The 17,844-nt window shown below is 59.2% G+C and carries 17 protein-coding genes; 11 read left to right on the plus strand and 6 right to left on the minus strand.

Features of this window, described 5'->3' with window-relative positions:
- Positions 1-123 precede the first annotated feature (123 nt).
- Positions 124-1,188 (plus strand): hypothetical protein, encoded by a 1,065-nt coding sequence (locus AUP74_RS17240; RefSeq protein WP_145924394.1) that lies wholly within the window; start codon positions 124-126, stop codon positions 1,186-1,188.
- A 4-nt stretch (positions 1,189-1,192) separates the two neighbouring features.
- Here the strand turns inward: AUP74_RS17240 and AUP74_RS12105 are convergent, their stop codons facing one another.
- Positions 1,193-1,396 carry a hypothetical protein gene (locus AUP74_RS12105; RefSeq protein ID WP_069947793.1) on the minus strand — a complete coding sequence of 68 codons (204 nt, stop codon included), beginning with the start codon at positions 1,394-1,396 and terminating at the stop codon, positions 1,193-1,195.
- Between the two features lie 265 nt (positions 1,397-1,661).
- Between AUP74_RS12105 and AUP74_RS12110 the strand changes: the two genes are divergently transcribed.
- The 4 genes from AUP74_RS12110 to AUP74_RS12125 all read left to right on the plus strand — a co-directional run bounded on the left by AUP74_RS12110 (position 1,662) and on the right by AUP74_RS12125 (position 6,322).
- A complete protein-coding gene (locus AUP74_RS12110; protein WP_069947794.1) occupies positions 1,662-4,064 on the plus strand; it encodes a DNA polymerase II in 2,403 nt (800 codons plus the stop codon).
- Positions 4,064-4,651, plus strand: coding sequence for a cation efflux transmembrane domain-containing protein (locus AUP74_RS12115; RefSeq protein WP_069947795.1), 588 nt, complete (start codon positions 4,064-4,066; stop codon positions 4,649-4,651). Before AUP74_RS12110 ends, AUP74_RS12115 begins: the two co-directional genes overlap by 1 nt.
- Before the next feature lie 73 nt (positions 4,652-4,724).
- Positions 4,725-5,648, plus strand: a complete 924-nt coding sequence (locus tag AUP74_RS12120) for a M14 family metallopeptidase (protein ID WP_069947796.1) — start codon at positions 4,725-4,727, stop codon at positions 5,646-5,648.
- A 107-nt stretch (positions 5,649-5,755) separates the two neighbouring features.
- On the plus strand, positions 5,756-6,322 hold the full coding sequence (locus tag AUP74_RS12125) for an SRPBCC family protein (RefSeq protein ID WP_069947797.1): 567 nt from the start codon (positions 5,756-5,758) through the stop codon (positions 6,320-6,322).
- A gap of 79 nt (positions 6,323-6,401) precedes the next feature.
- Here the strand turns inward: AUP74_RS12125 and AUP74_RS12130 are convergent, their stop codons facing one another.
- The 4 genes from AUP74_RS12130 to AUP74_RS12145 form a co-directional block, all read right to left on the minus strand.
- Positions 6,402-7,115: a YrhK family protein gene (locus tag AUP74_RS12130; RefSeq protein WP_069947798.1), complete on the minus strand. Its 714-nt coding sequence runs from the start codon at positions 7,113-7,115 to the stop codon at positions 6,402-6,404.
- Between the two features lie 195 nt (positions 7,116-7,310).
- Positions 7,311-7,754, minus strand: coding sequence for a hypothetical protein (locus AUP74_RS12135; RefSeq protein WP_069947799.1), 444 nt, complete (start codon positions 7,752-7,754; stop codon positions 7,311-7,313).
- Complete coding sequence (locus AUP74_RS12140; RefSeq protein ID WP_226999781.1) at positions 7,741-8,433, minus strand: response regulator; 693 nt, start codon at positions 8,431-8,433, stop codon at positions 7,741-7,743. The genes AUP74_RS12135 and AUP74_RS12140 overlap by 14 nt, the downstream gene beginning before the upstream one ends.
- Positions 8,433-9,689, minus strand: a complete 1,257-nt coding sequence (locus tag AUP74_RS12145) for a sensor histidine kinase (protein WP_083260963.1) — start codon at positions 9,687-9,689, stop codon at positions 8,433-8,435. The genes AUP74_RS12140 and AUP74_RS12145 overlap by 1 nt, the downstream gene beginning before the upstream one ends.
- A 231-nt stretch (positions 9,690-9,920) precedes the next feature.
- On the opposite strand from AUP74_RS12145, the gene AUP74_RS12150 reads away from it, so the two are divergent.
- The 6 genes from AUP74_RS12150 to AUP74_RS12170 all read left to right on the plus strand — a co-directional run bounded on the left by AUP74_RS12150 (position 9,921) and on the right by AUP74_RS12170 (position 16,422).
- Positions 9,921-10,499 (plus strand): DUF2306 domain-containing protein, encoded by a 579-nt coding sequence (locus AUP74_RS12150; protein WP_226999782.1) that lies wholly within the window; start codon positions 9,921-9,923, stop codon positions 10,497-10,499.
- The gene (locus AUP74_RS17425) at positions 10,460-10,750 is read left to right on the plus strand and encodes a hypothetical protein (protein ID WP_226999783.1); all 291 of its coding nucleotides are present in this window, start codon (positions 10,460-10,462) and stop codon (positions 10,748-10,750) included. Before AUP74_RS12150 ends, AUP74_RS17425 begins: the two co-directional genes overlap by 40 nt.
- Before the next feature lie 304 nt (positions 10,751-11,054).
- Positions 11,055-11,903, plus strand: a complete 849-nt coding sequence (locus tag AUP74_RS12155) for a PA4780 family RIO1-like protein kinase (RefSeq protein WP_069947801.1) — start codon at positions 11,055-11,057, stop codon at positions 11,901-11,903.
- A 49-nt stretch (positions 11,904-11,952) separates the two neighbouring features.
- Positions 11,953-13,149: a formate-dependent phosphoribosylglycinamide formyltransferase gene (gene purT, locus AUP74_RS12160; RefSeq protein ID WP_069947802.1), complete on the plus strand. Its 1,197-nt coding sequence runs from the start codon at positions 11,953-11,955 to the stop codon at positions 13,147-13,149.
- 146 nt (positions 13,150-13,295) lie between these two features.
- The gene (gene dbpA, locus AUP74_RS12165; RefSeq protein WP_069947803.1) at positions 13,296-14,699 is read left to right on the plus strand and encodes an ATP-dependent RNA helicase DbpA; all 1,404 of its coding nucleotides are present in this window, start codon (positions 13,296-13,298) and stop codon (positions 14,697-14,699) included.
- A gap of 238 nt (positions 14,700-14,937) precedes the next feature.
- The gene (locus tag AUP74_RS12170) at positions 14,938-16,422 is read left to right on the plus strand and encodes a bifunctional 2-methylcitrate dehydratase/aconitate hydratase (RefSeq protein WP_069947804.1); all 1,485 of its coding nucleotides are present in this window, start codon (positions 14,938-14,940) and stop codon (positions 16,420-16,422) included.
- Between the two features lie 58 nt (positions 16,423-16,480).
- Here AUP74_RS12170 and AUP74_RS12175 read toward each other — a convergent pair whose 3' ends face one another.
- On the minus strand, positions 16,481-17,443 hold the full coding sequence (locus AUP74_RS12175; protein ID WP_069947805.1) for a porin: 963 nt from the start codon (positions 17,441-17,443) through the stop codon (positions 16,481-16,483).
- Positions 17,444-17,844 lie beyond the last annotated feature (401 nt).

Here is a 17,844-nt window from a genome sequence, read left to right on the forward strand (position 1 = left end):
GCACATTCAATGCGAAAGTTATCATCTGACCCCATCTATTTCTCTGATCTTTTGCGAGTAAATTCAGCCGCGATTCAGTTGTGCCGGGTTAAAAAGCAGGTGTGAATTCAAGGAAAACGCACCATGCGCCAGGTTCCATACCGATTACTCGCCGCTCTCACCATCACTTTGACGCTCGGTGGCTGTGTCACCTACCCAGCAGCCCCGCCGGTGGTCGTGGGGGGCACCTATGTCCGCAAGGCTCCTCCGGTTTACTCCTATTCAGTGATCACTGATCCCGGCTATCGCTACTACGACGATACGCTCGGCGTTTACGTGTTCTATGACCGCAGCGACGTTTTCTATCGACAGGGGCGTTACTATCGTTGGTATCAGGACCACTGGATCAGTGCCAGTCACTGGGGTGGCCGTTGGTATCCAGCCCCCAACTTTTATATCTCGGCAAACTTCAATGATCGCTGGCATACGCGCTTGCGCCGCCATGGCCAGCGTTATGCCGGAGGCCACGACTACAGGCCGCCGCGCCGGAACAATCATGACGACGGTTACAACCGGCGGGACCGGCATGACAGCAACGGGTATCGACATGATCGTCGTGAGGAGGGCCAGGATCGTGGCCGAGGCGGAGCACATGGGTTTGCTGGCGTAGCCGAGCCGAAGCGGCGGGCGTCTCAGACGGATAACCGGAGCGGGCATCGAGATGATCGTCGTGAGAAGGGCCAGAATCGTGGCCGAGGCGGAGAACATGGGTTTGCTGGCATAGCCGAGCCAAAGCGGCGGGCGTCTCAGTCAGATAACCGCAGCGGGGAGCGCGGTAATGAACACCGGAAGCCACGTCGGAATCCAAGTCGGGACGAGCGGGTAGTTAAAGTTGCGGGCAAGCCAACCGGCATTCGCGACCCACGAGTTGTTCCTGCATTAGAGCGTCCGGCAACTGATCGCCGTACGATACGCGACAGGCCCAAGCCACAAACCCAGCGCGGCGAGCCCCGGCGCCAGCACAATGCGCCAAATGATCGGCGCAAAGCTGCCGCGAAGCCAGCTCCTCGCCAGGAGCGCGAGCAACCAAAGAACGACGAACCAAGGGAAAAGAAAAAGAAGTCCAAAAAGAAAGCGGATAAGCGCGATCAGGAGCGCCGGGTGCGTGAGCCGCACCCCCGACGGTCCAATGAATCACGCCTAATCTAGCGATTTAGCAATTGCCTTTCTTGGCCTGTCCCGGCGGGCAGTGCTTCTGGCTCCCGCCGACAATGACGCCAGGGACTAATACCTTGGCAGGCTTCATTTCCAGGCTGGGGCCAACAACTGCGCAGCCGTTAAGGAAAGCGGTCGCGCACAGGAGCAGGGCGATTTTTAGTTTCATAAGAATACTGTGGTAAGTGAATTTGGCCGCCATGCTAAAGTCTGCGTAACTAGAGGTCTATTTGTCTCCCGGGCTTTTGCCCAATTTTGAGGGCCGTTTCTCACTACAATCCTTCCGAAGGTGCGTTGGATCACACAGCGAAGGCGGAGTCTGGCACAGGCATGAATCCCGCTCGGGCCAAGTGGTTTAGGGGACCGGAAGAGCCCTCTCGTCCAGCTCTGGCGATTGCTGATATCTGTGCATTTATCCAGTAGAATGGCGCCCATCTCTAACCCAAGCCTCAACCCAGAACTGCCTCTTGCCTCAAGGATTCCTTCTCAGTCGCCACAGCTTTGATCAGCGCGGCAGCACCTGCATCCACTACTGGCTGGCCACGCCCGAGGGCCCGGTCAAACTGGTCATTGAAGGTGAGCGCCCGGTCTTTATGGTGAAGGTGGCGGACCGCACCACGGTGACCGAGTCTCTGGCCGGCGTGCCCTACGATTGGCAGCAGCTGGGCTTCCAGACCTTTGGCCGCGAGGAAGCGGCCATGCTCTATTTCCCCACCATCGACGCCCACCGCCGGGCCCAGACCCTGTTGCAGCATCGCGCTATCGAGGTGTTTGAAGCAGATTTTCGTCTCCACGACCGTTACCTGATGGAGCGCTTTGCCCGCGGTGGCCTCTACTTTGAGGGGCAGGCCCGGGCCAAGGATGGCTATACGGAATATCGGCAGGTGCGCCTCAAGGGCGCCGAGGTGCAGCCGGAGTTCAAGGTGGTTTCTCTGGACGTGGAGTGCTCCGGCCAGGGTGAGCTGTATTCCGTCGGTCTCTACGGTCATGGCGTGGAAGAGGTGCTGATGGTGGGCCAGCCTGAAAGTGCTGACACCACCATCCACTGGGTGGATGACGAACGTGCACTGCTCGAGGCTCTGGAGGCCAGGATCCAAAGCCTAGACCCGGACATCATCATCGGCTGGGCTGTGGTGGACTTTGATTTTCGGCTGTTGCTGAAAAGGGCCGGGCGTCATGGCCTGCGTCTGAAGCTGGGACGCGGTGGCACCGATGCCCGCTGGCGGGATGGCCGGGAAGGGAACCAGGGCTTCGTGACGCTGCCCGGCCGGGTGGTGCTGGACGGCATCGACGGACTGAAGAGCGCCACCTACAACTTTGAAAGCTTCAGCCTGGAGTTCGTGTCCCAGACGCTACTGGGCCGAGGCAAAGACACCGAAGACGTGGACAACCGCCTGGCGGCGATTGAGCACGACTTTCGCCATAACAAACCCAAGCTCGCCGCCTACAACCTGGAAGACTGCCGACTGGTCTGGGACATATTCCAGCACACTCGCTTGCTGGATTACCTGCGCCTGCGGGCCCAGCTCACGGGCCTGGAGCTCGACCGCAGCGGCGGCTCGGTGGCAGCCTTTACCAACCTCTACCTGCCCAAACTACACCGTAGCCGCTATGTGGCGCCCAACCTGCCGGCCGATGGCGGCCTTGCCAGCCCAGGCGGCTACGTGATGGACTCCCGGCCCGGCCTTTACGAGAACGTGCTGGTGCTGGACTTCAAGAGCCTGTATCCCAGCATTATCCGCACCTTCAAGATCGATCCTATGGGCCTGGTTGAAGGTTTGGCTGAGGGAGTAGGTGAGGGTACGACTGAGGGATCGGAAGGGGGCCGGGCAGATGACAACAGCATCCCCGGTTTTCGCGGCGCGCGCTTTTCCCGTGACAAGCACTTCCTGCCCGACATCATTACCAACCTCTGGGCCCAGCGGGACATCGCCAAGCAGGAGCAGGATGCCGCCCGCTCCCAGGCCATCAAGATCATCATGAACTCCTTCTACGGGGTACTGGGAAGTGGGGGCTGCCGTTTTTACGACACACGCCTGGCCAGCTCCATCACCCTGCGCGGTCACGAGATCATGCAGCAGACGGCCAGCTGGATTGAGGAGATTGATGGAGGGAAACATCAGGTCATCTACGGCGATACCGATTCCACCTTTGTCTGGCTGAGCGGCCGACCGAGCCCGGAAGAGGCCGACGCGATCGGCAAGCGTCTGGCCCGCGAGATCAACACACGCTGGCAGAACAAGCTCAAAGACGAGCTGGCGCTGGAGTGCGAACTGGAGCTGGAATTCGAAACTCACTACCTGCGCTTTTTGATGCCCACCATTCGTGGCTCGGAGGCCGGCTCCAAGAAACGGTATGCGGGCCTGGTGGTGAACGGAGATGAGGAAAAGCTGGTATTCAAGGGTCTGGAAACGGTGCGTAGCGACTGGACCGCCCTGGCCAAGCAGTTCCAGACCCAGCTCTACGGGATGGTGTTTCACGGTGAAGACCCGTCCGAATATATCCGCGAGACGGTGGAGAAAACCCGGGCAGGGGAGATGGACGAACAGCTGGTGTATCGCAAGCGACTCAGGCGCAAGCTGGAGCAATACATCAAAAACGTGCCACCCCAGGTGCGCGCCGCGCGGCTGGCCGATGAACACCGCCGCCAGCAGGGGCTGTCTCCCCGCTACCGGAACAAAGGCTGGATTCGTTACGTGATCACCCTCAATGGCCCGGAGCCTGTCGATTACCGTCAGTCACCGATCGATTATCAGCACTACATCGACAGGCAGCTCAAACCGGTGGCCGATGCCATATTGCCCTTCATCGAACTGGATTTTGACAGCCTGGTGGATGGCCAGCTGGGCCTGTTCGGAGGCACCGAGTGATGGAGGAAAAGCGCATGGAAAGGAACACCCTTGTCGCACTTTTATCCATTAATGCAGTCATGTTTCTCCTTGAGCTGGTGTTGGGTTTGATCGCGCACTCAACCGGCTTGCTCGCGGATTCCCTGGATATGCTGGCGGATGCTTTCGTTTACGGGTTGTCGCTCTACGCGGTAGGCAAAGCAGTGACGAAAAAGGTCAGTGCAGCGAGAGTCAGTGGCTATCTGCAGATTCTGTTAGGCATGGGCGTGCTGTTCGAAGTGCTCAGGCGCCTGGTTTATGGCAGCGAGCCGCAAAGCACCTTGATGATTGTGGTAGGCATCGTGGCATTGCTGGCCAATGTCGTGTGTGTTGGCATTATCGCAAAGCACCGTGGCGGCGGTGTGCATATGCGTGCTTCCTGGATTTTCTCCGTAAATGATGTCCTTGCTAATCTGGGGGTTATTTTGTCCGGTTGTCTGGTTGAGATAACCGGCAGCAGATATCCGGATTTGACGATCGGTATGATCATTGCTGCGCTGGTTGTTCGAGGCGGGCTCCAAATCCTGCGTGAGGCCAGGGAGGCAGGGAAGCCTGCTCAAAACCCCTGATATGAAGGCTTGGACACCCCTGTAGAGTGTTAGAATGCCGGCCTGTCTGGCACTTCACTGGAGAACAAGCGATATGAATACGGCCAATCCATTCTATCCAATCGGTACCCCCGGCAAGCCCTGGGGCGACGCGGAACGCGCCGAGTGGCTGTCGCGCCAGACCCGTCAGCGCAGTTACGAGTCTGAGGTTGTAAGCAAGATCGAGCGCCTGCGTGATCGTTTCGACGTGGAAGAGTACGGCTGTCTGGAATATGGCGACGAGCGCTTTCCGCTGCTGGCGATCCGCAGCCCTGATTGGAACGATGATCTGCCAGTGGTGCTGGTGACAGGCGGGGTGCACGGCTATGAAACCAGCGGCGTACACGGTGCGCTGCAATTCGTCGATCAACATGCCGCGGAGTACGCCAGCCGCGTCAACCTCATGGTTGCGCCCTGCATCAGCCCCTGGGGCTACGAGCGTATCCACCGCTGGAACCCGAACGCTGTCGATCCGAACCGCTCTTTCTATGAGCACAGCCCCGCCCAGGAGTCGGCCGCGCTGATGCAACTGGTGGCGCCGATCCGCGATCGCGCACTGTTGCATATCGACCTGCACGAAACTACCGATACCGATGAAACCGAGTTCCGCCCCGCACTGGCCGCTCGCGACGGCAAGCCGTTCACACCGGGCGGCATTCCCGATGGTTTTTATCTGGTCGACGACAGCGAGAACCCGCAACCGGAGTTCCAGCAGGCGGTGATCGCGGCGGTGGAGAAGGTCACCCATATCGCCCCGGCGGATGCCGACGGCAATCTTATTGGCTCGCCGGCGGTCGCACGTGGCGTTATCCAGTACCCGCTCAAGCAGCTGGGCCTGTGTGCCAGTGTCACCAACGCCACCTACAAAACCACCACCGAGGTCTACCCCGACAGCCCACGTGCGACGCCCGAGCAATGCAATGAAGCGCAGGCTGTCGCAGTGTGTGCGGCGATTGACTACGCGCTGGCTCACCTTTGAGGTTCAATGGCGCCAGAGCCATTGATTGCTTTGCTTTTGACTCCTTAAGCGTCAATATCATGGGCTCTAACCCTCTTGATTAGTCGCGGAATAGATAAGGAGAGCAAATGCGAGCAGGGAACAAGATAACTGTATTTGTACTTGGCTTTTTCCTGGCCAGCGCTTTCGCACTGGCAGAAGACGTGGCCACACCGATCAACAGCCAGATCCTCAAGACCGATAGGAAGGAGATGGTCCTCGTGCAGGAAGTCAGCATTGAGGCGCCAGTAAGTGAGGTATGGCAGGCGTATACGACCAGTGCCGGATGGATGGCATGGGCTGCGCCACTCGCCGAAGTCGATCTCCGCGCAGGAGGGACCATCCGCACGCACTACGGTAAGGATGCCAAAATAGGCGACCCTGGCACCATCACTCTGCACATCGTTAACTATGTACCGGAACGTATCCTGACGCTGCGTGCAGAGCTATCGGAGCGTTGGCCGTCGGTCATGCAGGAAGACGACGGTAAATTGATGAATGTGGTTGTGTTCGAAGCCCAGGGCGAATCACGCACCCGTATACAGTCTTATGGTGTCGGCTATCGCGACCTGCCGGAGTACAACAACCTGATGCAGTTCTTCATCTCGGCCAATGAGGGTCTTTTCCAGAAGCTGAAAGACCACGTGGAGGGGTGACGGCGAAGCCAGTATGCCGGCAGAAGTTGATCAGCGCGGTAGAGACGCTCACCCATACCCCCACGCCACGCCGGCTCTCTCACCCGGCCTTTGACTCGTTGATTTGTTTTTTAATGACGAGATAGGCACGCAAGTAATTGAAAATTCCACCCAGCAGGAAAAGGCTGCTCCCGATCAGGTATTGCCAGGCCAGAAAGCCGTAAAGAATTTCACGGTCCTCGGGGGCGACCGACCAGAGATAGGGCACAGATGCAACGGTGAATAAAACGGAACCTACGACAAAAGATACCGCTGTGAGGTTCATAAGCTGGAGGGTGATCCGAGATTGAGCCCTGACGATCTGGAGCACATTGATACATGCGCCGAGGACGAATAAAAGGCTGCCTATCACAAAGCACCAGGCGCCAGGGATGATCCAGCCAACACGGGATAAGAAAAAGATACTGCCGAATGTGAACAGGATGGTACCAACGAGGTAAGCCGCTGCCGCGATAAGCTCGAGGTCTGAGGCTAGTGTCCGTTGCCCCAAGCTGCGATGGTACCGGATGGCCTCAGCCATATCGTGCCCGGTCACGACGAGGTAGAGAAGGGAACCAAAAAAGAATGTCCAGGCACCGATATCAGCATAGGCCTCGAAGCGAGGGAAAAACAATACACTGCCAACGATGAATACAATGCCGCCGATTTTGTAGAGGACTGCGTTGATTGTCTCCCAGCGAAATTGAGCCTTAAGTTCAGTCGAACCACGGGTTAAGTCGTAAAGGCGTGGTCGGTTGACAAAAAGGTGTGGCATAAGGACTTCGGCCCGACAATATGGCCTTTCCCGCTAAGTGGAACAGTTTGTCCCTTTGAAGATCGTAACGACCGACAATAGCACAAGGTCGAGCTGGTGGCCGCTCTGTAATAAAGAGGGGGAATAGATGGGGCCCATCAACTTGATGGTGTTAGTTTGGTTGGGGATATGTAATGACGGGAGGTTGATCTGACCCTAACGAGTTTCTGTTAAGTAGCCTGCTGCTGGCCACTTCAGACCAGCTCGTAGTGATACCAGCAGGATGACAAACGAAGTTTCCAGAGCAAGGAAGACACCAATGGGGTGGTTGGGCACACCCTGTATCATCAGGTAGGTTAAATAGAGCGCGGCGAGCAGGTTGCCTGCCAGGGTGACAGTGAGAGCGTAGCCACGCGCTTGCCACAGGGGCTTGCTGAACAGGATATTCAATGCGGCAGTGCCGGCGAGCACCACCCCGGGCAGCATCAGTAACAGGCGACGCTGCAAAGCGACATCCTCGCTCATCATCTGCCCCCAGATGGCGACAAAATGACCGTAGGCGCCGAGGGTGAGCAGAACACCCAGGAGCACAGCACCGACTGCGGCCAGGTTATACAGGGCATTGCGCTGCAAATCCTGAGATGCACTAGAAGCCGACATCGCGCCCTCCGGCGGTGGTCAGCCCGCATTCGTAGGCGAACACGACAGCCTGGGCCCGGTCGCGTAATCCCAGTTTGGACAGCACACTGGAAACGTGAGTCTTTACGGTGGCCGGGCCAATAAACAGAGCCTCGGCAATTTCGGCATTGCTCTTGCCTGCGGCAATCGCCTCCAGTACTTCGCGCTCTCGCGAGGTCAGGCGCTCCAGGCGTTCGCCCAGGTTTCGTCCGGTCCCCAGTTTTTGCGCGAACTGGCTGATCAGACGCTGGGTGATACCGGGTGCGAGCATGGCACCGCCATCCGCCACTGTGCGCACTGCCTCAACCAGCGCCTCGGGCGGAATATCCTTCAGCACAAAACCACTGGCCCCCGCTTGTAGTGCACGAAACACGTATTCGTCGGGATCGAAGGTAGTGAGGATGATGACCCGACAAGGTGTGTCGCTTGCCTCCGCTCTTTCCTCTGTTTGTAAAATACGAGCTGTGGCTTCCAGCCCGTCCATCTCCGGCATACGGATATCCATCAGGATGATGTCTGGCTGATGCTTGCGTGCGGCCTCTATGGCCTCAACGCCGGTGCCGGCCTCGGCAACCACCTCTATATCGGGCTCGTTATCCAGCACCAGGGCAAAACCGCGCCGCACCAGCGCCTGATCATCCACCACCATGACTCGTATCATCAGGTTCCCCCTTCCGTAGTGGGTAATTCTGCAGTCACCTCAAAGCCGCCACCATCGATCACTCCGGCGCGTAAGTGGCCGCCGAGAAGTTCGGCCCGCTCACGCATCCCCGCGATGCCATGCCCGCTGCGGGTTTGCTGTCCAATCGATTGCTCAGCTGCGCCGCGTCCGTCATCACGAACGCGAATGGCAATATGGCCAGGCTCTGCGCGCACCCTGACGTGCACGCTGGCTTCGGCGCCAACGTGTTTGATGACGTTGGTCAATGACTCCTGCACGATTCGATAGGCGGCGAGGGCGGTTCTGGCTGGTACATTGCCGAGCTCGCCCTGGGCCTCGTAGTCCACCTTGGCGACAACTTGCCGGACCTGCTCGATCAGGGCCGGCAGATCACTCAAATCGGGTTGCGGTGCCAGTGCTGCTTCATCAGTGGCCGGGCGCAGAACGCCGAGCAAATGCCGCATTTCCGACAGGGCGTGGCGGCCGGCGGCCTCCACCGCAGCCATGGCTTCACTGGCTGCCTCCGGGTTATTACGGCAGATGGTTCTGGCTGCGCCGGCCTGCACCGTCATCAGGCTAACCTGGTGCGCCACCACATCATGCATCTCGCGCGCGATCCGGGTGCGCTCGGCCGTCACGGCGCGTTCGGATTCGGCAGTGCGCTCGCGTTCCAGATATTCAGCTCGCTCTTCAAGCAAGCGCAGGTATTCGCCGCGAAAGCGCAGCCGCCGGCCAATGTGCCAGAGTACCCACGCCAACATCACCGCCACAGTACCTCCGGCTGTGGGCTGGGTCAGGACCCTCATATCAAGCGCTACGTAAACCAGCGTCGCCAAGACCGCGATCAAACTGATCCGGGCGTTGGGCTCGTAGCGGCCGAGGCTATAGAGCGAAAACGCCAAAGCAACGATGCCATTGGCCGGCAACCCAAGCTCCAGTATCAGGCTGGCTCCCAGGATGACGGCATGCACCTGCCAGGGCTGGGTGCGGCGCCATAACAGGGCGAAGCAGCCGATGAAGGCACATTGAAAAGCGGCGACGTCCCAAAGGCTCTGCAAGGCCAGAACTTCGTTTGCGTCCTGGCGCGACCACATCAGCAGCGTCAGCAAAAAGGCGAGGGTGGCGATGAGCAGGTCGGTCAGCTGTGGCCAGCGTTCGAATGGCCCGCGGAAGGGCTGCCAGACCGGAAGCCCGGGTAGTTCGGGGCTGGGTTCGGGTGCACTTGATGCCCGTTTGGAGGGGGACGGCGATTTCATTTCGGCATGCTAAACCAGGCCCGGCCAGCTGTCATGAGCCTTGCGGGGGAGCGGCCAACAGGGCCGCCTCCCCCTTTTGGGGGAGGCCAGATTCCTGCCTGTGGCGGATGTGCCGGGATAGTAAAAAGCCGACCATGCCCGCCAGGCACATTCAGCCCAAGCCCGCGAGGGCCACGCCAACAGGGTGAACCGGTACGGCGTGATTCCCGCTCTAAACACGCCTGGAGAAAAATGATGAACGACGCTGTACTCAGCACAACAATACTCCGCCCATTCGATACACGTCGGGCCGTCAGTCTGGCGGTTAAGACCTGGTTTGGCATCGCGGCGATCGGTCACGCGATCTTCTTCGCCTACATTCTTGCCGTGTTTTATCCGCCCATTGCCCAGTCCGGGCTATATGGCCTGCAGGGCCTGCACCTGCCGGCTGGCTTCCGCGAGGGCGATACACTGGGCAACCTGGCAGCGGTGGCTCATGTTCTGCTTGCCGCGATTGTCATTGGCGGTGGCCCCTTGCAGCTGATTCCCGCCGTGCGTCGCCATGTGCCGAGTTTCCACCGCTGGTTGGGCCGTAGCTATTTGCTGGCAGCCGTCATCAGCAGCGTTGGCGGGCTGTACATGACCTGGACGCGTCACAGTATTGGCAACCTGGTATCTCAGATCACCATCTCCATCGACGGCGTACTGATTCTGGTGTTGCCTTTCTCGCGCTGCGCACCGCCATGGCCGGCCGCTTCGCCGAGCACCGGCGCTGGGCACTGCGTCTGTTCATGGCCGCCAGCGCAGTATGGTTCTTTCGTGTGGCCCTGATGGGCTGGGCGATGCTCACCGGTGGGTGGGGCATCGACTGGGAGTCCTTTACGGGACCATTCCTGTACGCCTTGGGTGTTGGTCAATACCTCCTCCCTCTGGCCATGCTGCAATGGTATTTCCATTGCCAGAAGCGTGACGCCGGGCAGGGTGCACAACTCGCCTTCGTTGGCGCCATGGTGCCGCTGACCCTCTTTATGGCCATTGGCATCTTTGCTGCAACCATGGGTATGTGGTTGCCGAGGATCTGAGCTTGGCCTGCAGGCTGCCACCAACCGTTCCCATAGATTGGGTTGTAGAGGATCAACGTGGACTATTAACGTGGGCTATCAACGCACTGGCGGCTGGCAATGGCACGCAGTTAAAGCCAGGCGGATTCTCTGTAGCCCCCGCCGGCGCCCGAGCAGTGCAGTACCGCCCATGCCGTCGCCGGGTCTGCTGCAATCGACTACGCGCTGGCGCACCAGTAACATGGCTGACTATTTGCGGCTGCGCGGCCTAGCGCGGCCCGGCCCGGCCGGCGGACCGCCTCCGCCGACGATCAGAACAAGATCCATGAAAGTACCCAAGAGATTACAACCGCTGGTCGATGACGGCATGATCGACGAGGTCATCGCCCAGTTGATGAGCGGCAAGGAGGCACAGGTCTATGTGGTGCGCTGTGGCGACGGCTTACGCTGTGCCAAGGTCTTCAAGGAGGCCAGGCAGCGCAGCTTCAAGCAGGCGGTGCAGTACCAGGAAGGCCGCAAGATGCGCAATAGCCGCCGCGCCCGGGCGATGTCGAAGAAGACCCGCTACGGCCAGAAAGAGCAGGAACAGGCCTGGCTGAGTGCCGAGGTCGATGCCCTGTACCGGCTGGCGTCGGCCGGAGTGCGCGTCCCCCAGCCATTCGGTTTCGTCGATGGGGTGCTGCTGATGGAACTGGTAGCCGACGACGAGGGCTACGCCGCGCCGCGGCTGGATGACGTCACGCTGACCCCGGAGCAGGCCCGCGATTACCACGGCCAGGTGATTGCCGACGTCGTGCGCATGCTGTGTGCCGGCCTGGTCCATGGCGACCTTTCCGAGTTCAACGTACTGCTGGATCCCCAGGGCCCGGTCATCATCGATTTACCCCAGGCGGTGGATGCTGCCGGCAACAACAACGCCGCCATGATGCTGGAGCGTGATGTCAACAATATGCGCGCCTATTTCGGTCGCTTTGCCCCGGAACTATTGACCACCGATTACGGCAAGGAAATTTGGGCGCTTTACGAATCGGGCGAACTGCACCCGGACAGCCGCCTTACCGGACATTTCGAACACGACACGAGCAGCGTAGACGTCGGGGACTTGATGGACGTCATCGATGATGTGCTTGAGGAAGAGGCTGAGCGTCTCGCACCGGCCTGGGAAGGATCATAGGCCGTTGATCATGTACTCCGAGCAACTTTCACAATAAGGCAGGAATTTTATGGTTACCCTGGGCACCCCGTTCTCTTCCACCGCAACCCGCGTCCTGCTCTGTGGCGCGGGGGAATTGGGCAAGGAAGTTGTGATTGAGCTGCAGCGTCTCGGCTGTGAAGTCATTGCGGTGGACCGCTATGCCAACGCTCCGGCAATGCAGGTGGCTGATCGTAGCCACGTGATCAATATGCTCGATGGCGATGCCCTGCGCGGGGTGATTGAACGGGAGCAGCCACACCTGGTGGTGCCGGAAATTGAGGCCATTGCCACCGATACCCTGGCGGAGCTGGAAAAGGAGGGGGTCAACATAGTCCCCACCGCGAGGGCGACCCAGCTGACCATGAACCGGGAGGGCATCCGTCGCCTGGCGGCCGAAACCCTGGGGCTGCCTACTTCCAGCTACCGTTTTGCCGCCAGTGAGGCGGAATTCAAAGCCGCGATCGATGAGATCGGCATTCCCTGCCTGGTGAAACCGATCATGAGTTCGTCGGGCAAGGGCCAGAGCCTGGTGCGCGATGCTTCCCAGATTGAAAAGGCCTGGGCTTACGCTCAGGAGGGCGGCCGCGCCGGTAAGGGCAAAGTGATTGTCGAGGGTTTTGTCGACTTCGATTACGAAATCACCCTGCTGACCATTCGTCACAATGACGACAGCGGCAATATTGTCACCAGTTTCTGTGCGCCGATTGGGCACCGTCAGGCGGATGGGGACTATCAGGAGTCGTGGCAGCCGCAGGCCATGTCGGCAGCGGCGCTGAGTCGCGCCCAGGAGGTGGCCAAAGCGGTGACCGATAACCTCGGTGGCCGCGGCCTGTTTGGCGTGGAGCTGTTTGTCAAAGGTGATGAGGTGATTTTCAGTGAAGTTTCGCCGCGGCCACACGATACCGGCCTGGTGACCCTGATCTCGCAGGACCTGTCCGAGTTTGCGCTGCACGCCCGCGCGATTCTCGGCTTGCCCATCCCCAATATCCAGCTGCACCGCGCCTCGGCTTCGTCCGTGTTGCTGGTGGAGGGCAATTCCACGGAGATGCAGTTTGGCAACCTCGCTGCCGCACTCTCGCGTCCCGATACCCAGCTGCGCCTGTTCGGCAAACCGGAAGTGGCCGGCAAGCGCCGTTTGGGTGTTGCCCTGGCGCGGGCCGACGATATCGAAACAGCGCGGAACACCGCCAATGCGGTGATTGCCGATATTGAGGTGAAGCTGTAGCGGTCATCTGGACCGCCGGTCCATCTCAAGGCTCATCCCAGCTGACCGTCCTGCCTTCACGCTGATGTTCCCCGAGCCGTTTCCAATAGGAAATTGGCCGCTGCTTACCTACAATATGCGGCCATTTCCCCACACGAGTCATTGTCTTGACCAGCCCCGATACCAACCATCCCCGCGATTTTCAGTCACTGCCGCTAGAGCCGGCTCTCCTCAAGAATCTGGAGGACCTCGGATATGAGCGCCTGACGGAAATCCAGGCCGCTGCGCTGCCGGCGATCGTGGAGGGCAGGGATGTCATTGGTCAGGCCAAGACGGGCTCCGGCAAGACAGTGGCATTTGGTCTCGGCCTGCTGCACAAGCTGCGGGTGGAGCGGTTCCGCGTGCAGTCGCTGGTGTTGTGTCCTACGCGGGAGCTGGCGGACCAGGTGGCGCGGGAGTTGCGCAAGCTGGCGCGGGCCATCCACAACATCAAGATCCTGACCCTGTGTGGTGGTATGCCGTTCGGGCCGCAGATCGGCTCGCTCAAGCACGGTGCTCATATCGTGGTGGGCACGCCCGGCCGTATTGAAGACCACCTGCGCAAAGGCAACCTCGACCTGAGCAATGTCGAAACGCTGGTGCTGGACGAAGCGGACCGTATGCTCGATATGGGCTTCCAGGCGGTGCTGGACCAGATTCTGGCGGAACTCCCACAGCAGCGGCAGACCCTGCTGTTTTCTGCCACCTATCCCAAAACCATCGATGCGCTGGCGAACCGAGTGCTGCGCGAGCCAGTGAAGGTGGAGGTGGCTGCGGGGCACACCCAGAGCACCATCGAGCAGAATTACTACCGGGTGGAGAACAACGAGGCGCGCCCGGCAGCGCTGTACCAGTTGCTGGCCAATTACGATGTTTCTTCTGCGCTGGTGTTCTGCAACACCAAGAGGGAGACCGATGAGGCTGCCCAGGCGCTGAAGCGCGCTGGCTTTGCTGCCCTCGCGCTGCATGGTGACATGGAGCAGAAAGACCGCGACCGTACGCTGGCGCTGTTTGCCAACGGCAGCGCCTCCATTCTGGTTGCCACCGACGTTGCCGCGCGCGGACTGGATATTGAAGAGCTGCCGGTGGTAGTGAACTACCATCTGGCCCGCGACCCCGAGGTGCACGTGCACCGGGTTGGCCGCACCGGGCGGGCAGGGCAAAAGGGCGTGGCCCTGTCACTGGTGAGCAAGAAAGAGATCTACAAGCTGGAGCGTCTGGAAGACCTGATGCAGCAGAAGATCACCCTGCAGGAAGTGCCGGACCTGCCCAGGGCGTTTGCGCCGACACGACCGGTGATGTCTACGCTACAGATCGACGGCGGTAAGAAACAGAAAGTGCGTGCCGGCGATGTGGTCGGCGCCCTGACCGGCGAGGGCGGTATCGATGGCGGCCAGATTGGCAAGATCCAGCTGTTCGACTTCTCCACCTTTGTCGCGGTAGAGCGGGCGGTAGCCAAGAAGGCCCTGAACAAGCTGGCCAGCGGCAAGCTGAAAGGCCGTAAATTCCGCGCCCGTATTGTGGGCGTCTGAGTTATTTACGCGGCAGCAAAAGCGTCCAGTTGGAACTACTTTTATTTCGCGGGTGGTTTGATGGCAGAGCGGCCAGTGACTGCCGCGGGGCTCTTCACAAATATCAGTTCGCCGCGACGCGGTAGTCTTAGCAAGAGCCCTCTTGCCACTCCCTTTTTATCTATCCTCACTGCATTACAGCGCGTCATTCCAGTACAGAAAGGAATGACGCGTATTTAAGCGACAGGCAGGGATAGATATGAGCAGCGAGGTCGACGGAAACATCCGGCCGGACTATGACCGGGTCATCCAGGACATCGCCGATTACACCCTCAATTATCAGATCGATTCCGAAGAGGCCTGGGACACCGCGCGCTATTGCCTGATGGATTCCCTCGGTTGCGCCATGCTGGCGCTGCGCTTTCCCGAATGCACCAAGCATCTGGCCCCGATGGTCCCCGACATGGTTGTGCCTTGCGGAGTCCGGATACCCGGTACTTCTTTTCAGCTGGAGCCGGTGAAGGCGGCGTGGGATATCGGTTGCTTGGTGCGCTGGTTGGATTACAACGATACCTGGCTTGCAGCCGAATGGGGGCACCCATCGGACAATCTGGGTGCGATTTTGGCAGTCACCGATTATCTGTCACAGCGGCGACTGGCGAAGGGGCAGCCCAGTTTACCCATGCGGGTTGTTCTGGAATCCATGATCAAGGCTCACGAAATCCAGGGTGTACTGGCCCTCGAAAACAGCTTCAACCGGGTGGGGCTCGATCATGTGGTGCTGGTGAAGGTGGCGTCTACTGCAGTGGCAGCGATGTTGATGGGGGCAAACCGCGAGCAGCTTCTTTCGGCGCTGTCCCATGCTTGGGTCGATGGGCAGGCGCTCCGTACCTACCGTCACGCCCCTAACACGGGCTCGCGCAAGTCCTGGGCTGCGGGCGATGCGTCTGCGAGAGGCGTGCAGTTAGCGGATATGGCGATGCGCGGCGAGATGGGGATTCCCGGGGTGCTGACGGCGAAAGAGTGGGGTTTCTACGACATCTTGTTTAGCAAGACTAATCGCGACCAGCAAATCAAGCCGGCCTCGGAGCGCAGCTTCAGCCTCCCGCAGCCATACGGCAGCTACGTGATGGAAAATATTCTTTTCAAGATTTCCTATCCCGCCGAATTCCATGCACAGACGGCTTGTGAGGCGGCAATCCTGTTGCACCCCCAGGTTGCTAACCGTGTTGATGAGATCGAGCGGGTTGTGATTCGCACCCATGAGTCGGCAGTGCGGATTATTTCCAAGCAGGGCGCGCTGGCCAATCCAGCGGACAGGGATCACTGCCTGCAATACATCACGGCGGTTGGCCTGCTCTTTGGTGAGCTGAGTGCGGATCACTATGAGACTGCGTTTCACGAGTCGCACCCGGAAGTAAATACCCTTCGGGCAAAGATGGAGGTCATTGAGGAGGTCGAGTACTCGTCGGCCTACCTGGACCCGAAGCGGCGCGCAATCGCCAACGCTGTGCAGGTATTTTTTAACGATGGCAGTGCCACTGAACAGACGGAAGTGCTCTATCCGCTGGGTCACCGCCGCCGCCGAAGCGAAGGGATTCCGCTTTTACTGGAGAAATTTGTCGATAACCTTTCTACACGGCTACCTGAAGCCCGCTGTCGAGCGATTGTCGATCTCTGCGAGGACCAGGAACGGTTGGAGCGGACGAGCGTCGACGACTTTATGTCCCTGTTTGTGATCTGAAGAAATCGAAAATAAAAAAGGCGGCCAGTGGCCGCCTTCTCTTCAAGTTCTCAGGAAATCAGAACTTGAGCTCGGTACCGATACCGAAGTAGCTGCGATCGTAATCCTCAGCTGCAGTCTCGTCGGTAAAGAAACCGAAGACCTTGGCTGCGCTGGACAGTTTGTAGTCCAGGCCCAGGCTGTAGGTTTCGCCATCTTCCTGCACGATGTCGGACTGGCCGTACTGGGCCTTCATGGTCCAGGCGTTGATCTTGTAGGCAGCAGAAGTCATCCAGCCGTCCTGGGTGCTGCCGTCTTCTTTTTCCTGCTCTTCGTACAGGGCGCCCACCTGAACCGGGCCGATGTTGTACTGGGTTACAAAGCGGGAAGTGTCCCAACCGTTGGCTTCTACATCCATGTCGTAGGCGTAGGCAACGTAGATACCGTTGTTGTCGTAGGCGAAGGAGACGGAGGTGCCGTTGTCACGGGTAATCTCGTTCTCGAACTCGTCAACGCCAATCACTTCATCGCGGTTGCTGATGTAAGCAGTGGACACCTTGAAGCCGCCGAAGGACGGAGTGGTGTACTGCAGGTTGTTGGATTCGCGGTTGTCGCTCTTGGTGATGATGCTCTTGATATCACCTTCCAGGTCGTTGAACAGGTCAACTTTCTTCTGGGCCACTTTCAGCGGGGTGTCGAACTTACCACCGATCACCTGACCGAAGCCGCCTTCAATACCGGCGTAGATGTTGCGCTGGGAGAAGGTCTCTTCTGCGTCGCCATCCACGTCTACCTGGTATTCCATCTTGTAGATGCCCTTGAGGCCCCCAGCGATATCAATATTGTCGAAGGGCAGCTCGCCCTTCACGCCCAGGCGGGAAGCGTTGCTCTTGATGTCGGTGACGTCGCCGTCGCCTTCGTCAGCGGACTGGAAGGCCACGTTGGCTTTGCCGTACAGCTCCAGCGCTTTGGAATCGTCTTGCGCAGTTGCCAGGGCCGGTACCACGGCGGCAATCGCCAGGGAGATAGCAGTCTTTTTCATGGTCGTCTCGCACAGTTTATGGTTGTGGTTGAGGGCCGGCTTGTTGTCCGAATGTCTGCCATCCCTCGAGTTGGTGCGGATTCTGCGCATCTAATGTGACAAAAAGGTTAAAGAAGACATTTTTTTTAAGTTTTTGTGACCGGCGGGTGCAAAAAGTGGGCGAAACGGGTGATGTCTGAGCGGCTTTACCGTTGTCTGGGGCTATATCATCCGGCTCTTTTGCACTCAAAGAGGGGATCTGGCACAAACACCTGATGGACCGGCGGTTTGCTGCAGACAAGGGATTACGGGGTCTGCCTGCGGCTTGAGCGCCATTTGGTGCTGGTTGGGCCTGGCCCGGCCGGGGGCTGTCCGGCGACAGGGACGTGATGAAGGGGAGGGGGCTACGGGGTGGCGATGAC

Source organism: Microbulbifer aggregans, from assembly GCF_001750105.1.
In the GTDB taxonomy this organism is placed as follows: Bacteria; Pseudomonadota; Gammaproteobacteria; order Pseudomonadales; family Cellvibrionaceae; genus Microbulbifer; species Microbulbifer aggregans.